The following is a 14683-nucleotide window of genomic DNA, read 5'->3' as shown; positions in this document are numbered from 1 at the left end:
CACCGATAGGCTGACGGGCATGGCTGACTTCGACCTCGTGGTGCTCGGTGCTGGTCCTGGTGGGTACGTCGCGGCGATCCGCGCGTCCCAGCTCGGGAAGAAGGTCGCGGTCGTCGAGAAGAAGTACTGGGGCGGGGTCTGCCTCAACGTCGGCTGCATCCCTTCGAAGGCGCTCATCAAGAACGCCGAGCTCGCGCACACGCTCCAGCACGACAAGGAGCTGTACGGCATCGAGGGCGAGGCGACGATGAAGTACGGCGCCACGCACGCGCGCTCTCGCAAGGTGTCGGCCGGCATCGTCAAGGGCGTCCACTTCCTCATGAAGAAGAACAAGATCGAGGAGATCGACGGCTGGGGCACGCTGACCAGCGCCACCTCGATGGACGTCGCGCTCAACGACGGCGAGACCCGTCAGCTGACCTTCGACCACCTGATCATCGCGGCCGGCGCCGTGACCCGGATGCTGCCCGGTGTCGAGGTGTCGCAGAACGTCGTCACCTACGAGGAGCAGATCCTCGACGAGAACCTCCCCGGCTCGATCGTCATCGCGGGCTCGGGCGCCATCGGAGTCGAGTTCGCCTACGTCATGAAGAACTTCGGCGTCGACGTCACGATCGTCGAGTTCCTCGACCGGATGGTCCCGACCGAGGACGAGGAGATCTCCAAGGAGCTCCTCAAGCACTACAAGAAGCTCGGCGTCAAGGTCATGCTCTCGACGAAGGTCGAGGGCGTCGAGGACACCGGCTCCGGGGTCCGTGTCACCGTCTCGCCCGCCGCCGGCGGCGACCAGCAGGTCCTCGAGGCCGACAAGTTCATGTCGGCCATCGGCTTCGCCCCGCGCACCGAGGGCTACGGGCTCGAGGCGACGGGCGTGCAGCTGACCGAGCGCGGCGCCATCGCCATCGACGAGTACGGCCGCACCAACGTCGAGAACGTCTACGCGATCGGCGACTGCACCGCCAAGCTGATGCTCGCCCACGTGGCCGAGGCCCAGGGCGTCGTCGCCGCCGAGCACCTGTCGGGCGCCGAGACGATGCCGGTCGAGTACGACTTCATCCCGCGTGCCACCTACTGCCACCCGCAGATCGGCTCGTTCGGCTACTCCGAGGCGCAGGCCAAGGAGAAGGGCTATGACGTCAAGACGGCGAAGTTCCCGTTCTCGGCCAACGGCAAGGCGATGGGCCTCGGCGACGCCGTCGGCTTCGTCAAGATCGTGGCCGACGCCGAGCACAACGAGATCATCGGCGCGCACATGATCGGCCCCGACGTCACCGAGCTGCTGCCCGTGCTGACCCTCGCCCAGAAGTGGGACCTCACCGCGGACGAGGTGTCGCGCAACGTCTTCGCGCACCCGACCCTGTCCGAGGCGGTCAAGGAGGCCGTCGAGGGCATCGCCGGCCACATGATCAACCTCTGACGCACGCGCCCCTCGCACCTCCCCTTGTCGGGGTCACCCCGAAAAGTCCACGAGACCCCGGCTCCGAGCCGGGGTCTCGTGCACGTTCCGGGGTGTCGAATCGGCTGACCCTCGAGCGAACCGAGGGCTGGTCAGGGACCGTCGATCGCCGCTAGCCTTCCGCCACCGGCGGGAGGAGCGGAACATGCCGAAGAACGGTGACCGACGGCAGAACCCGGTGACGGGGGAGCGCGAGATCTACTTCGAGCCTCCGGGGCATTGGGAGGTCATCGACTTCGCCAACGCGCCCGACGAGCACGTGCCCGAAGACCTGGTGCCGCCGCCCGACGGCGAACCGTGAGCACGCCGCTCGCGCCGCCGGATGGGTGGACCGTCAGCGCTGCGGTCGCACCCGCCTCCGCCGCTCCGCCGGCCGCGAACGACCAGAAGGACCCGACCCTGGGCACGCCACGTGAGTGGGCCAAGGGGGCCGAGGCCGTGCGGAGCACGGTCAAGTGGCTCGTCACCGCCCTCGCGGCCGTGGGTGCCTTCCTCTTCGCGAAGGGTTTCGTCAGCACCCCGGAGCTCAGCTGGACCGAGAACCGCGACCAACTGCGCCTGGCGCTGATCAGCGGCGGCGTGGGTCTCCTCGGGCTCGGTTATCTGATCGCGAAGGCCGTCGACATCCTCCGTCCTCACATGTACGAACTCCATCGCCTTCCCGCCGATTACGTGAAGGTGGTCGAGGGTGGTGGCGCCGGCGTCGCTCTCCCCACCGACTGCCCGACGGTCGAGAGCGTCCGGGACCGACTGCAAGCCTTCCGCCGCGCGACGTTCGACAACGCCGAGGAGATCGCCGAGATCAATCTGTCTGCCCTGTCGTCGAAGCAAGAGAAGCGGCTAGCGGTCCTCCAGCGCGAGCGGCGCCTGCTCCTGCACAATCTCGCGGTCTACGAGGCCGCGCGGACGGCGCTTCTCGACGGCGCCGAGTACCACACGTTGTCCCGTGGAGTCTCCGGGTGGCGCGCCGCCTCGATGATTCTTGCCGGCGTCGTGGCGGCAGCCGGAGGGATCGGCTACGCCCTGTCCCTCGCGAGCGCCGAGACCGATACGCCTCCGGCGGCGCCCGTCGTCGGCGAGATGGTGCAGGTCGACTCCGAGGCGGGGTCGCAGCTCTGGTCCCTGCTGGGTCTCGCCGGCTGCCAGGCGGCAGCCGACTCGCCGCGCATCCCGGTCGTCGTCGGTGGCGGCGACGGCAGCACGGCGTCGCCCTACTCCGTCACGACGCTCCCGACCTCGACGTGCCGCGCGCAGACGTTCACGGTCACGGACGCCGCGGCCCTCGTCAGCGTCCCGAAGTCCGTGAAGATCACCTACGCGCCGTCGACGGCCACGCCGACGCCCCGCTGACGCGGCCACCCAGCGCATCCGAGCGCGAAACCCAGCCCACGACCGGGACGCGCCCGGCACGTGCGGGGTTATCGCTGTCCGAACCGGGATGCGACCGCGATAACCCCGCACGTGCGGGCTGGGCGGCCGGGGCGCAGAGCGGGGCGCACGGGGCCGAGACCACGGCGCCTGTGCAGAATGGCGCCCATGACGCCCGAGGAGTTCCGCGCCGCCGGACACCAGCTCATCGACTGGATCGCCGACCACCGCAGCCGGGTCCCCGACCTCCCGGTGGCCGCGCAGGTCCGCCCGGGCGAGGTCCGCGACGCCCTCCCGGCCCACGCCCCCACCGAGCCGGAGCCGTTCGCCGACGTGCTCGCCGACCTCGACCGCGTCGTCGTCCCCGGCGTCACCCAGACCCAGCACCCCGGCTTCTACGGCTGGTTCCCCAGCAACGCGAGCCTGGCCAGCGTCCTCGGCGACATCGCGTCCGGGGGAGTCGGCGCGCTCGGCATCACGTGGCAGTCGGCCCCGGCGCTCACCGAGGTCGAGCAGGTCGTCACCGACTGGCTGCGCGACCTCTGCGGCCTCGCCCCCGAGTGGCGCGGCGCCATCCAGGACACCGCCTCCACCGCCTGCCTCGTCGCGATGCTCGCCGCCCGCGAGCGCGCCAGCGACGGCTCCGAGCACCGCGGCGGCCTCCAGTCCCTCGACGCGCCCCTCGTCGCCTACACCTCACCGCAGGCGCACAGCTCGGTCCCCAAGGCCGTCCTCCTCGCCGGCTTCGGGGCCGACAACCTCCGGTACGTCGACGTCGACCCGGTGACCTACGCGATGGACCCCGCCGCGCTGCGCCGGGCGATGGCCGACGACGTCGCGGCCGGCCGGGTGCCGGCCGTCGTCGTCGCGGCGGTCGGCACGACGGGCACGACGGCGATGGACCCCGTGCCCGCCATCGTCGAGATCGCGCGCGAGCACGGGGCGTGGGTGCACGTCGACGCGGCGATGGCCGGCTCGGCGATGCTCCTGCCCGAGATGCGCCACCTCTTCGCCGGGGTCGACGACGCCGACAGCCTCGCGTGGAACCCGCACAAGTGGATGGGGACGATCCTCGACACCTCCCTGCTCTACGTCCGCGACGTCGACCACCTCGTCTCGGTGATGTCGACGACCCCGAGCTACCTGCGGGCGAGCACCGACGACCAGGTCGTCCAGTACAAGGACTGGGGCATCCCGCTGGGCCGGCGCTTCCGCGCGCTCAAGCTGTGGTTCCACCTCCGCCTTGACGGCGTCGAGGCCATCCGCGAGCGGCTGCGGCGCGACCTCGCCAACGCGCGCTGGCTCGCCGAGCAGGTCGAGGCCGAACCGGGATGGCGGGTGCTGGCGCCCGTCGAGCTGCAGACGGTCTGCGTGGTCCACGAGCCCGAGGGGCTGACCGGCGAGGAGCTCGACGCGCACACCCTGGCCTGGCTCGAGGCGGTCAACGCGACCGGGCGGGTCTTCCTCGGGGCGAGCAGCCTCGACGGCCGCTGGATGGTGCGGGTGTCCGTCGGCGCCGAGTCCACCGAGCGCGCCGACGTCGAGGAGCTCTGGCGGCTGCTGCGCGAGGCCGTCGCGAGCCGCTGAGGGCGCCCCGCCACGGCCGGGTGGGTCGAGTTTGCGCGAACCGGCCCGCGCGACGGCCCGCCTGGTGTCACACTCGCCTCGAGCAGGCGGGAGGAGCAGCATGTCGCAGGTCAGGCACCGGATGAGCCACGCCGCCGCGGGGCTGACGCTCGCCCTCGGCGCGGCGGTCGCCATGCTGGGCACGCTGCTGCCCGTCTACACCGTCCGTCCCGGCACGGTGCCGGCGCGCGTGTGGTCCGTCCTGTGGCTGCGCGCCGACGGGTCCGCCGTGCACCTCGACGACTCCCTGCGCACCTACCTGCTGGTGACCGCCGCCTGGGCCCTCCTCATGGGTGTCGCCCTCATCCTCACGCGGGTTCGGTACGTCGGCGCGGTGTGGCGGCTCGCGGCCGTCGTGGGACTGAGCGCGGCGTCCTTCGTTACGTTCGCCTTCTGGGTGCTCGTCTTCCGCCCCGGCGCGTCGGTCGGCCGCCCGTCGTGGTTCGCCGCGACGGCTCCGGAGGTGGTCGACGCGTTCGCGGCGACGACGGTCGACGCGGGCCTGGGGCTCTACGTCCTCACCGTGGGATGCGCCGTCGGCGTGCTGGCGGCGCTCGTGCCCACCTTCCACACGCGGCGCGTCGTCAAGGACGCGACACAGGGCGGGCGGGCGCTCGCCCCCGGTTGGTACCCGTCCCCGAACGGCCGCCGGCGACACCGGTACTGGGACGGCGAGAAGTGGACCGTCGGCGCCTGAGCCCGCCGCTGCGCCTGCCCTGACGCGAGGTCGCCCGAGGTTAGCCTCGGAGGGTGACCGACTCCCGCCGCCCCCCGTCCGCGACGCTCGCCGCGGTCGCGGCCGTGCTGCTCGCGCTCCTCGTCGTCCTTCTCGTGCTCGCGCTCGCCGTCGGGTGGGTGGCGGTGCTCGTCCTCGACGACGGCGTCAGCCGGTGGATATGGGGGATCCTCGGCGCGCTCGTGCTCTGGCGGCTCGTGCCGCGCCCCGCCCGCGTCGACCGCCGGGCGGTGCCGACGACGCGGGAGGAGCAGCCGGCCCTGCACGGGCTCGTCCACGCGGTGGCGCACGAGGTGGGGGTGGCCGCCCCGACCCGCGTGCTCGTCGACACCGTCGCCGCGACCCGCGTGCACCCCACCGGCTACCTCGGCGGGGCCGCGCTCGTCGTCGGCCTGCCGGAGTGGACGGCGCTCGACCCGGGGGAGCGGGTCGCCGCCCTCGCCCACGAGCTGCGCTGCTCGGGGGCCCGGCGGGGGCCGGCCGGCATCCTCGTGCGCCTCGCCGGTGACGTGCTCTCGGGAGCGCGGACGATCCTCACGCCCGTCCGGGCCGTGACCGCCGACCGCAAGGCCGTCGAGCAGGCGACGTCGACGATGGGCTACTACGGGCCGGGTGACGAGATGGCGGGCAACCTCATGCGTCGCCAGGCGTCGGCGGCCGTCGGTGGTGCCGGGATGCAGGTCGTGGCGGTTCCCTTCCGTGCGCTCCACGCCGCGCTCGACCGGGCCTGGCGCCCGACCCTGTACCGCGCCGCGTTCGAGGCCGACCGGCGCGCCGCCGCCCTCACCGGGCCCGCCGCGGTGCGCGGCTGGCTGCTCGCCGGCGTCGGGGTGCCCCGCGGCGCGACCGCCGCGCACAACGCCGCTCGCACACCGGGGGCCGACGTCTTCCTCGCCATCGAGGCGGCCGACCGGCCCTCGGCCGCCGAGCTGCGCTCCCGCCTCGAGGCCGCGCCCACGACGGCCGTCGACGCCGACCACCCGCCGACCCGCCAGCGCGTCGCCGCCCTCGAGGCCGGCGACGTGCCCGTGGGCGACGGATGGGTCGAGCGCAGCACCGTCACCGCCGCCGACGTCGAGCTCTTCCGGATGCGGGCCTCGCTCGGCGACCGCCTCCGCGACGAGCTGGTGCACGGGCGCGGCTGACGCACCACGTCGCGACCGCCGTCAGCCGGCCAGCACCTCCGGCAGCGGCTCGGAGTGCACGACCACGAGGGCCGACACCGCCCGGGTCAGCACGACGTAGAGGCGCCGCAGGCCGGTGCGCTCGTCCGGCTCGCCGCGCACGACCGCCGCCGGCTCGACGACGACGACGCGGTCGAACTCCAAGCCCTTGGCGATGCTCGCCGGCACGAGCTCGACCTGACGGTCCTCGTCGTCCCCGTGGTCGGCGTCGAGCCGTCCGTGCGGGATGCCCGCGGTCGTGAGCGCCGACGCGACGGCAGTGACGAACGCGTCGGGCACGATGACGCCCACCGACCCGGGCTCGTCCGTCAGCGAGCGCACGGCGTCGACGACCTCGAGCGAGCGCCGCTCCGGGTCGGCGTGCACGACGTCGAGGCGGCCGGGGTCGTCGCGCACCGAGACCGGCGCCGCCAGCCCCGGTGCGACGAGGGGCAGCAGGCGGGCGGCGTAGTCGATGACGAGGGCCGGGACGCGGAAGCCGCGGTCGAGGACGACGAGCTCGTGCTCGGGTCGACCGAGGTGGCGCATCGCCTCCGCCCACGACGGGGTCGCCCACGGGGTCGTGCCCTGCGCGAGGTCGCCGAGGACGGTCAGGCTGCCGGTCGACGCCCGGCGGCCGACGGCCCGCAGCTGCATCGGGGAAAGGTCCTGGGCCTCGTCGAGGATGACGTGACCCAGGCTCGGCGTGCGGTCGAGGAGGTCGGCCAGCTCGTCGAGGAGCGCCATGTCGGCCCGCGTCCACCGCGCGGCGCCCTTGCTGCGGGGCGGCCTCTCCCACAGCAGGATCCGCTGCTCGTCCTCGGTGAGCACGCCGTCCGCGGCGGCGGCCAGGGCGTCCGCGTCCGACAGCAGGCCGTGGAGCACGGCGGCCGGGTCGAGCGCCGGCCAGAGGTCCTTCGTCGCGGCGCGGACCGGTGCCGAGCGGGCGATCGAGTCCTGCACGGTGTCGCCGGGGAAGTCGCCGGAGCGCTCGATCTGGAGCATCACGAGGTGGGCCAGGCGCTGGGGGAGGAGCTCGCGGGCCGCGGAGTAACGGACGCCGCGCGCGACCAGCCCGTCGAGCTCGTCCTGCACCTCGTACGCCGGGACGCGCCAGCGGCGGGAGCCGCGCGGGACGACGAGCGCGTCGTGGGCACGGGCGACGTTGCGCCACACCGCGGCCCGGAGGACCTCGGCCATCCGGGCATCGCCCTTGAGGAGGGCGACCTCGGTGGGGTCCTCCGCGCGCACGCGGCCGTGGTCGAGGAGGGTGTCGACGGTGGCGTGCTGCACGCGCACCTCGCCGAGCGAGGGCAGGACCGCGCCGATGTGGTCGAGGAACGCGCGGTTGGGGCCGACGACGAGGACGCCGGCCCGGTCCAGGCGCCGGCGGAAGGAGTAGAGCAGCCACGCCGCACGGTGCAGGCCGACCGCGGTCTTGCCGGTACCGGGCGCCCCCTGCACGCAGATGCTCGTCGCGAGGTCGGAGCGGACGATCTCGTCCTGCTCGGGCTGGATCGTCGAGACGATGTCGCGCATCGGACCGGAGCGGGGACGCTCGATCTCGGCGGCGAGGATGCCGCTGCGGTCGGCTGCGTCACCCGCGACGAGCCGCTCGTCCTCGTACGCCGTGAGGCGGCCGCGGTCGACCCCGAACCGGCGCCGCAGCTCGACGCCCATCGGCTCGGCGGGGGAGGCGCGGTAGAACGCGGTCGAGATCGGCGCCCGCCAGTCGACGACGACCGGGTCGCCGTGGGCGTCGCCGACGTGCCGCCGCCCGACGTGGAAGGTCTCCTCGCCGTGCTCGGTGCGGCAGTCGATGCGCCCGAAGAAGAGCGTGGTGCGCGGGTCGTCCTGGAGGGAGGCGACGCGACGGGCGAGGACCAGGTCGAGGTAGGCCGCGTTGAAGGCGTCGGCCGCGGTCGTCACGTCGAGCCGCTCGGTGGTCTCGCGCATCCGGCGCAGCTCGTCGCGCGCGTGGTCGAGGTGGGCCTGCTCGCGGGCGAGCACGTCGTCGGTGGGGGTGGTCGGGTGGTCGGCGGTCGTCGTGGGCACGGCGGAGCCGCCTCCTGCGGTGTGTGGGTTTCCCATGCTGGCGAACCGATGATGGTACACCCGGTGGGGGTGGGTCCGTCCAGCCCTCGGACGCCCGTCGGGCGGGCGCGTCAGACGGCGCGGGGGACTGCCCCCGTCCACGTGAGGACCCGGCACATCACGTGGTGCACGCCGTCCCCGTCGGGGTGGAACATGATCGGGCAGCCACCGGCGATGACCGTCGCGCCGGCCGCCCGCGCGCGCTCGACCGCCTCGGGGGAGACGGAGCCGGTACCGGTCGAGCGGTGCAGCCAGAGGCGGCGGACGCCCGAGTCGAGCGACTCCTCGACGCTCTCGAGCGCGTGCGCGGCGGACGTGGCGACGACGACCGCGTCGACACCGCCGGGCACGGCCTGCACCGTCGGGTAGGCCGGGTCGCCCTGGACCTCGGTCGCGTGCGGGTTGACCGCGAAGACCTCGTAGCCGTGGTCGCGCAGCCACGTGTAGACGGTGTTCGCGCCGTGGCCCCGCGGGGTGCGGGAGACGCCGGTGACGGCGATGCGGCGCTGGGCGAGGACGTCGGCGGCGGCGACGCGGACCGGGGTGGTGGTGGGTGTGGTGGCCATGGCGGGGCTCCTTCTCGACGCCTCTCGATGCTTCCACCGCGGGGGGCGCCGCGCTGTTCCGTGGGTCACGCGACGGGTGTCGGTGGACGGGTCCACACTCAGCGCATGGACCGATCACTGCAGCCCGTCCAGGTCGTCATCGACTGCGCCGACCCCGCCGCCCTCGCGGAGTTCTGGGCCGGTGCCCTCGCCCCGCGGGGCTACGCGGTGCCGGCGCCACCGGGCGGGTTCGCCGACTGGCCGTCCTTCCTCGCGGCGCAGGGACTTCCGGAGGAGCGGTTCAACGACGCCTCGGCGCTCGAGGCCGACGGGCAGCCGCGCATCTTCTTCCAGCGGGTGCCCGAACCCAAGGAGGGGAAGAACCGCCTCCACCTCGACCTGCTCGGCGGGGGCGGGCCCTCCGTCCCGATGGAGGAGCAGCGCCGCCGGGTCGCCGCGGAGGTCGAGCGCCTCGAGGGGCTCGGCGCCGTCCGGGGCGAGGAGCACGCCGAGATGGGCGTCCACTGGGTGACGATGCACGACCCCGAGGGCAACGAGTTCTGCGTCTGAGCGCAGCGGGCGACGGTGGCCGGCGCCGAGACGTGGTCGTCGGCGTGGGCGGTGGCGTGGGACGTGGGGTGATCACCCCCGCTTGGGCGCCACCAGCGCCGCCCGGGGCGCTGCCGCGGTCGGCGACGTCACGTCAGCCCACGTAGGCCGTCATCCTGATCGAGACCAGCACACCGGGGATCACGGCGCCGAGCTTCGCGGCGTACCGCGCGGGCGGCGTGGCGGGGACCCACTGCGAGTAGGCGGCGTTCATCCCGGGGAAGTCGTCGGGGTCGTGCAGCAAGATCCCGACCTCGACGACGTCGTCCTTCGAGCCCCCGGCCGCCTCGACGACGGCGGTGCAGTTGGCGAGGGCCTGCGTGGTCTGGGCGCCGATCGTGTCACCGGCCAGGGCGCCGGTCGCGGGGTCGACACCGACGGTCCCCGAGACGTGGACGAACCCGCCGGCCTTGACCCCTTGCGCGAAGAGCGGGTTGCGGGGCGCCGCGTCGGTGGTGATGACCTCGACTGCCATGGAGACAGCGTGCCCGAGCGGTGCCCCGGACGCCAGAGCCCGGGCAGAGCGGCATCCCGGTGCAGGCACGACGACGCACAGTGCGAACGAAGGTCAGAAGGGTGGGGCGGCGGGGAACGGGTCGCGCTGCCGGGGTGGGTGGAGGCCGGTGACCCGGTACGCCCGCGCCGGTCGATGGACCTCGACGCGGCACCTGCGGGTCACGGGCGGAGCGGTGCCACCGCGGTGCTCGAGGCCGAACTCGAGCGCCGAGTGCACGTGGGTCTCCGCATTGCGTCGGGCCGGGGGAGGCGGCGGGTCCGGGGCACGAGCCGGGAGCACCAGCGGCCGGTGGTCGAGGGGGTGGGTGGTGCGAACCGCGCCGGTGGGACCGGTCCAGTGGAGCGTGCCGTCCTCGTCCATCCGCACCGACCACCCCGGCCGTTGCTTGACGCGGTGGTGGCGGCGGCAGAGACACGCGAGGTTGGCGGCGTTCGTCGGCCCCAGAGGCCAGGCGAGGACGTGGTCGAGGTCACAGAACCGGGCCGTCACCTGGCAGCCGGGGAAGCGACACCGGCCGTCCCGGGCCCGGACCAGCGCGACCAGTCGCGCGCCGGGCCGGTAGGCGTCCGTCGCGAGCTCGTCGTCGGGGTCGGTGAGGGCGCCGCTGGTGGGGTGGAGGACCGGGGACGCCGGGGCGGTGACGTGGGTCGCGCGAGCCAGCCATCCGCGAGGCACGAGGTCGGGGTCGCCGGCGTGCAGGCCGTGGACGGTGACGAGGTCGCGGTCGTCGAGCTGGGAGGCGTCGGACGTGTCCTCGACGACGTGATGGCCGGCGGGAGCAACGAGCTGCACCCGCACGTCGACGGTCGCGTTCGACGTGACGAGGTCCGTGAGCGCCTTGGCCCGCGCCCGCTCGAGGTGCTCGCAGGTGCCCTCGTCGACGTACTGCCGGGCGAGGGTGTCGATGGCCGCCCACGCCGCGCAGGCGTCCTCGGACGGGAAGGTCCCGAGCCACGTGTCGACCCCCGGCTCGTCGACCCAGCGCCGCAGCCCCGAGGCCGCTCGAGCACGGACCGCCCTCTGGCGCAGCAGGTCCGGTGAGATGGCGGCGAGCACCCGACGCGTCCGGCGCCGCAGCCGGGCGGCGTCCTCGCGGTCGAACCACGAGTCGAGGGAGGCGACGACACCCGCAGCGACCTCGGCCGGGACCTCCTCGAGCTCGGCCGCGACGACCTGCGCGCGGTAGGCGTCGAGGCGACCGGCGGCCATCGCCGCGTGGAGCCCGCCGAGGCCGGTGCTCGTCGCCGTCCCGCTCGGGCCGTCAGCCGCACGCCGCACCGCGTCGCGCACCCGCCGTTCCGCGTGCACCACCGACACCGACAGCACACCCGACACGACGGCCGGTGCGTTGAGGGCGACGTGACCGGGCGCCCGGTGGGTCTCGACCAGCTCGCCCGTCTCCAGCACGACGGGCTCGACCGCCGCGAGCCGGACGATGGCCTCGTCCTGCGCCGCGGCGACGACGTCGGCGAGGGCCTGGAGCTCGCGGAGCGCGTGCGCCCAGTCGGCGACCGAGCCGTCCACGAGGGTGGGGGAGAGCGCCTCCGCGACGAGCGTGCGGGCACCGACCGCAGCGGCGGCGACGTCCGCGGCGTTCGCCGGGAGCTGCGTGCTGGTGGCCATCGGCTCCCCCTCCCCTCGTGCCCCCATCCTACTCCCCGAGCCAGCGGAGCGGAAGAGTCGTCCGCAGTCAAAAACACTGTGGCACAACGGAAGTAAGGGGTAAGAGGGTCCGGTGTGACGGTCGTGACGACGGCCCCTGGCCCGCCCTCAGCCGCGGGTGAGGAACGCGTCGATCTGCCCGATGGCGGACCGCGCACCCTCCTCCATCCCCATGTCGAGGACCTGCTGCAGCGCCTCGGCGCTCGCGTAGGTCGTCGTGTACACCGCACGGGTGCCGCCCTCGGTCTCGGAGAACTCGTACAGGCAGTCGGACACGGGCAGGTCGGGGTTGGGCGTGAGGTCCGCACGGGCGAAGCCGTCGCGGAACGTGAACCGCGTCGGCGCGTCCACGCCCGTCACGTCCCAGTAGCCGGCGAAGCGCTCGCCCTCCGGCGAGGTCATGTAGTACGTCGTCCGGGTACCCTCGCGCAGCTCGTGGTCGACGAACGTGGCGGGGTACTCCGGCGGGCCCCAGACCTGCTCGAGCTGGCGGGGGTCCTCGTAGAGCGCCCAGACCCGCGCGACCGGAGCGGCGAACTCCGCGGTGATGGTCAGGGTGTGGTTCTCGACGTCCTTGGCGATGTCGGTGACGGGCATGTCAGGTCTCCTCGGTGAGCAACAGGTCGATCCGGGCGATCCGTCCCCGCCAGACCGCCTCGAGCTCGTCGAGCATCGAGGCGACCGACCGGACGGCCTCCACGTCGCCGCTGGCCAGCTGCTCGCGACCGTGACGTCGCTTCGTCAGCAGGCCCGCCCTCTCCAGGACGGCGACGTGCTTCTGGATGGCGGCGAAGCTCATGTCGTAGCCCGCCGCCAGGGTGGTGACCGAGTGCTCCCCGGCGAGGACGCGGCGCAGGATGTCGCGCCGCGTCCGGTCGGCGAGCGCGTGGAACAGCGCGTCCGCGCGGTCCTCGCTGCTTTCGGTCACAGGACCAACATACAACCAAGCGGTTGTATGTTGTCAAGGGGTGGGCCCGGCGAGGGGAGGGGGCGTCGGCGTGACGTACGTCGCACCCGCTGCAGCGCCCGACGAGCCACCCTGTCGTGAGATCCGGCCGCCTGACCTGCGGCGCAGCGTATTCCCGAGCGCTTTCAGCGACCTGAGACCTGGGCCTGCCGACTTGAGCCACGGCCCGACCCCTCGGCAAGGTCGTGGGGATGGAGCTGCTGACCCGCCGGCCGGCCCTCCCCGCGCTCACCGGCCTGCGGGCCGTCGCCGCGGTGTGGGTCGTCCTCTTCCACTACCGCGAGGAGATCCTCGCGCTCGAGCCCTCGCTCGCCCCGCTCGACACCTTCATGCGGGCGGGCTACCTCGGCGTCGACCTCTTCTTCGCCCTGAGCGGCTTCGTCCTCGCGTACACGTACGCCGAGCGGATGCGCGCCTTCCGCTGGCGCGACACCCGCTCGTTCGTCCGCAACCGCTTCGCGCGGGTCTGGCCCGTGCACGTCGTCGCCCTGCACGTCGACGTCCTCACCGCCTTCCTCCTCGGCACCCTCGGGCGCACCGTCGAGGACAGCCGCCGCACCGGCGACGCCTACCTCCAGAACCTCGGGATGGTCCACTACTGGGTCAACGACCGGCCGAGCTTCAACACCCCGGCGTGGTCGATCAGCGCCGAGTGGTTCGCCTACCTGCTCGCGCCGCTCCTCTTCGTGGTCGTCGCGCGCCTGCGCCGGTCCTCCACGGCCCTGGTCCTCGCCGCCGCGAGCTACGGCGTCATGCTCTGGATCTTCGCGACGATGGCCCTGCCGAACGGCAACCTCGAGAACATGTTCTGGGTCCGGATCATGTTCGAGTTCGTCGGCGGGATGCTCCTCTGCCTCGCGTGGGTGCGCGGAGGGGCGCGCCTGGGCCGCCTCGCCCCCGTCCTGCCGCTGGCCCTCCTCGTGACCGCCGTCCTCCCCGCGGCGTCGGCGGGGCGCTACTGGATGGCGCCCGCGCTCGGCCTCGGGGTCGCCGCGCTGGCGGCCTCGTCCGGGTGGCTCGCCAAGATCCTCTCGCTGCGCTGGCTCGTCGCCGCGGGCGAGGCGTCGTTCGCGCTCTACATGGTCCACTGGCTCTTCGAGTGGCCGGTCGAGCAGGCCGTCGGCCTGGCGGCGGGCAACCCGTGGCTGGCCCAGCTCGTGCTCGTCGCGGTCGTCGGCGTCCTCGGCCTCGCGTCGTGGGCGATGCTCGTGCTCGTCGAGCGCCCGGCGCGCCGCCGCATCGTCACCGGCCGCCGTCCCCGGCAGGACGAGCCGGCCGTCAGCGCACCGGCACCGGTGCCGGCCGGGCCCCGACCGGAGCTGGTCGGCCTCCGGTGAGCGCCGGCTGCCGTACGGTCACGCCCCGGTGGGGCGGTCCTCCTCGCGCAGGCGCGGCTCGGTGCGCCTCTCGGGGTGGATCCCGCGCTTGTCGCGGTAGAACTCCCGGACGAGGTCCATGTCGGCGCGGACGTCGGGCGTCGCCGTGATGGTCGGCCCGAATCCCGCTGTGCGGGACGGGCCGTCGATGAACGCCAGCGCGATGGGCAGCTTGGCCGCGCGCGCGATCCGCCAGAAGCCCGACTTCCAGTACTCGCCGCGCTCGCGCGTGCCCTCGGCGGCGAGGATGAGCAGGAACGGCTCGCCGCTGCGGGCCTCACGCACCAGCTCGCGCACGACCTGACCGGGGTTCCCGCGGTCGAGCGGGATGCCGCCGAGGCGGTGCAGCAGCCAGCCGAGCGGTCCCCTGAACAGCTCCTGCTTGATGAGGACGCGCGGCGTGACGTCGCCGCGCCACATGACGAGCAGCATCATCACGAAGTCCCAGTTGGACGTGTGCGGGGCCCCGACGAGGATGCCGGTGCGGGGGACCTCGCCGACGGCCGTCCACCGGGCCAGGCGCAGCACGGTCTTGGCCAGGGCGACGCGCATCGGGACCTCTCC

At 73.7% G+C, this 14683-nt stretch carries 15 protein-coding genes; 8 read left to right on the top strand and 7 right to left on the bottom strand.

Annotated features, from left to right (window positions below):
• Nucleotides 1-19: 19 nt before the first annotated feature.
• From lpdA to KMZ30_RS08955, 6 genes are all read left to right on the top strand, one after another.
• Entirely contained in the window at nt 20-1417 is a 1398-nt protein-coding gene (lpdA, locus tag KMZ30_RS08980; RefSeq protein WP_215512629.1) for a dihydrolipoyl dehydrogenase, read from the top strand.
• A gap of 184 nt (nt 1418-1601) precedes the next feature.
• A complete protein-coding gene (locus KMZ30_RS08975; RefSeq protein WP_215512628.1) occupies nt 1602-1757 on the top strand; it encodes a hypothetical protein in 156 nt (51 codons plus the stop codon).
• Nucleotides 1754-2806 carry a hypothetical protein gene (locus KMZ30_RS08970; RefSeq protein ID WP_215512627.1) on the top strand — a complete coding sequence of 351 codons (1053 nt, stop codon included), beginning with the start codon at nt 1754-1756 and terminating at the stop codon, nt 2804-2806. Before KMZ30_RS08975 ends, KMZ30_RS08970 begins: the two co-directional genes overlap by 4 nt.
• Nucleotides 2807-2992: 186 nt before the next feature.
• A complete protein-coding gene (locus tag KMZ30_RS08965; protein WP_215512626.1) occupies nt 2993-4411 on the top strand; it encodes a pyridoxal phosphate-dependent decarboxylase family protein in 1419 nt (472 codons plus the stop codon).
• A gap of 100 nt (nt 4412-4511) precedes the next feature.
• Entirely contained in the window at nt 4512-5147 is a 636-nt protein-coding gene (locus KMZ30_RS08960; protein WP_215512625.1) for a DUF2510 domain-containing protein, read from the top strand.
• A gap of 53 nt (nt 5148-5200) precedes the next feature.
• Entirely contained in the window at nt 5201-6331 is a 1131-nt protein-coding gene (locus KMZ30_RS08955) for a M48 family metallopeptidase (RefSeq protein ID WP_215512624.1), read from the top strand.
• A gap of 21 nt (nt 6332-6352) precedes the next feature.
• Here KMZ30_RS08955 and KMZ30_RS08950 read toward each other — a convergent pair whose 3' ends face one another.
• Nucleotides 6353-8404, bottom strand: a complete 2052-nt coding sequence (locus tag KMZ30_RS08950; RefSeq protein WP_215512623.1) for a HelD family protein — start codon at nt 8402-8404, stop codon at nt 6353-6355.
• 110 nt (nt 8405-8514) lie between these two features.
• Complete coding sequence (locus KMZ30_RS08945) at nt 8515-9009, bottom strand: CoA-binding protein (protein ID WP_215512622.1); 495 nt, start codon at nt 9007-9009, stop codon at nt 8515-8517.
• Nucleotides 9010-9114: 105 nt separating this feature from the next.
• Between KMZ30_RS08945 and KMZ30_RS08940 the strand changes: the two genes are divergently transcribed.
• Entirely contained in the window at nt 9115-9558 is a 444-nt protein-coding gene (locus tag KMZ30_RS08940; protein WP_215512621.1) for a VOC family protein, read from the top strand.
• Between the two features lie 133 nt (nt 9559-9691).
• Here the strand turns inward: KMZ30_RS08940 and KMZ30_RS08935 are convergent, their stop codons facing one another.
• From KMZ30_RS08935 to KMZ30_RS08920, 4 genes are all read right to left on the bottom strand, one after another.
• Nucleotides 9692-10072, bottom strand: coding sequence for a RidA family protein (locus tag KMZ30_RS08935; RefSeq protein WP_215512620.1), 381 nt, complete (start codon nt 10070-10072; stop codon nt 9692-9694).
• Nucleotides 10073-10165: 93 nt separating this feature from the next.
• Nucleotides 10166-11737, bottom strand: coding sequence for an HNH endonuclease signature motif containing protein (locus tag KMZ30_RS08930; RefSeq protein WP_215512619.1), 1572 nt, complete (start codon nt 11735-11737; stop codon nt 10166-10168).
• Between the two features lie 147 nt (nt 11738-11884).
• A complete protein-coding gene (locus KMZ30_RS08925) occupies nt 11885-12373 on the bottom strand; it encodes an SRPBCC family protein (RefSeq protein ID WP_215512618.1) in 489 nt (162 codons plus the stop codon).
• 1 nt (nt 12374) lies between these two features.
• Nucleotides 12375-12704 (bottom strand): ArsR/SmtB family transcription factor, encoded by a 330-nt coding sequence (locus KMZ30_RS08920; RefSeq protein ID WP_215512617.1) that lies wholly within the window; start codon nt 12702-12704, stop codon nt 12375-12377.
• A gap of 230 nt (nt 12705-12934) precedes the next feature.
• On the opposite strand from KMZ30_RS08920, the gene KMZ30_RS08915 reads away from it, so the two are divergent.
• Nucleotides 12935-14080, top strand: coding sequence for an acyltransferase family protein (locus tag KMZ30_RS08915; protein WP_215512616.1), 1146 nt, complete (start codon nt 12935-12937; stop codon nt 14078-14080).
• An 18-nt stretch (nt 14081-14098) separates the two neighbouring features.
• Here the strand turns inward: KMZ30_RS08915 and KMZ30_RS08910 are convergent, their stop codons facing one another.
• Nucleotides 14099-14671 (bottom strand): 1-acyl-sn-glycerol-3-phosphate acyltransferase, encoded by a 573-nt coding sequence (locus KMZ30_RS08910; protein WP_215512615.1) that lies wholly within the window; start codon nt 14669-14671, stop codon nt 14099-14101.
• Nucleotides 14672-14683 lie beyond the last annotated feature (12 nt).

The sequence above is a fragment of the Phycicoccus mangrovi genome (assembly GCF_018729305.1).
Lineage (GTDB): Bacteria > Actinomycetota > Actinomycetes > Actinomycetales > Dermatophilaceae > Phycicoccus > Phycicoccus jejuensis.
The sequence above is the reverse complement of the archived record's forward strand: the minus strand, read 5'-3'. Positions and strand labels throughout refer to the sequence as shown.

Bases quoted from the DNA above. Each gene is read 5' to 3' on its own strand.
- lpdA (WP_215512629.1), top strand. From the start codon at position 20: ATGGCTGACTTCGACCTCGTGGTGCTCGGTGCTGGTCCTGGTGGGTAC.
- KMZ30_RS08975 (WP_215512628.1), top strand. From the start codon at position 1,602: ATGCCGAAGAACGGTGACCGACGGCAGAACCCGGTGACGGGGGAGCGC.
- KMZ30_RS08965 (WP_215512626.1), top strand. From the start codon at position 2,993: ATGACGCCCGAGGAGTTCCGCGCCGCCGGACACCAGCTCATCGACTGG.
- KMZ30_RS08960 (WP_215512625.1), top strand. From the start codon at position 4,512: ATGTCGCAGGTCAGGCACCGGATGAGCCACGCCGCCGCGGGGCTGACG.
- KMZ30_RS08945 (WP_215512622.1), bottom strand. From the start codon at position 9,009: ATGGCCACCACACCCACCACCACCCCGGTCCGCGTCGCCGCCGCCGAC.
- KMZ30_RS08940 (WP_215512621.1), top strand. From the start codon at position 9,115: ATGGACCGATCACTGCAGCCCGTCCAGGTCGTCATCGACTGCGCCGAC.
- KMZ30_RS08935 (WP_215512620.1), bottom strand. From the start codon at position 10,072: ATGGCAGTCGAGGTCATCACCACCGACGCGGCGCCCCGCAACCCGCTC.
- KMZ30_RS08930 (WP_215512619.1), bottom strand. From the start codon at position 11,737: ATGGCCACCAGCACGCAGCTCCCGGCGAACGCCGCGGACGTCGCCGCC.
- KMZ30_RS08925 (WP_215512618.1), bottom strand. From the start codon at position 12,373: ATGCCCGTCACCGACATCGCCAAGGACGTCGAGAACCACACCCTGACC.
- KMZ30_RS08915 (WP_215512616.1), top strand. From the start codon at position 12,935: ATGGAGCTGCTGACCCGCCGGCCGGCCCTCCCCGCGCTCACCGGCCTG.
- KMZ30_RS08910 (WP_215512615.1), bottom strand. From the start codon at position 14,671: ATGCGCGTCGCCCTGGCCAAGACCGTGCTGCGCCTGGCCCGGTGGACG.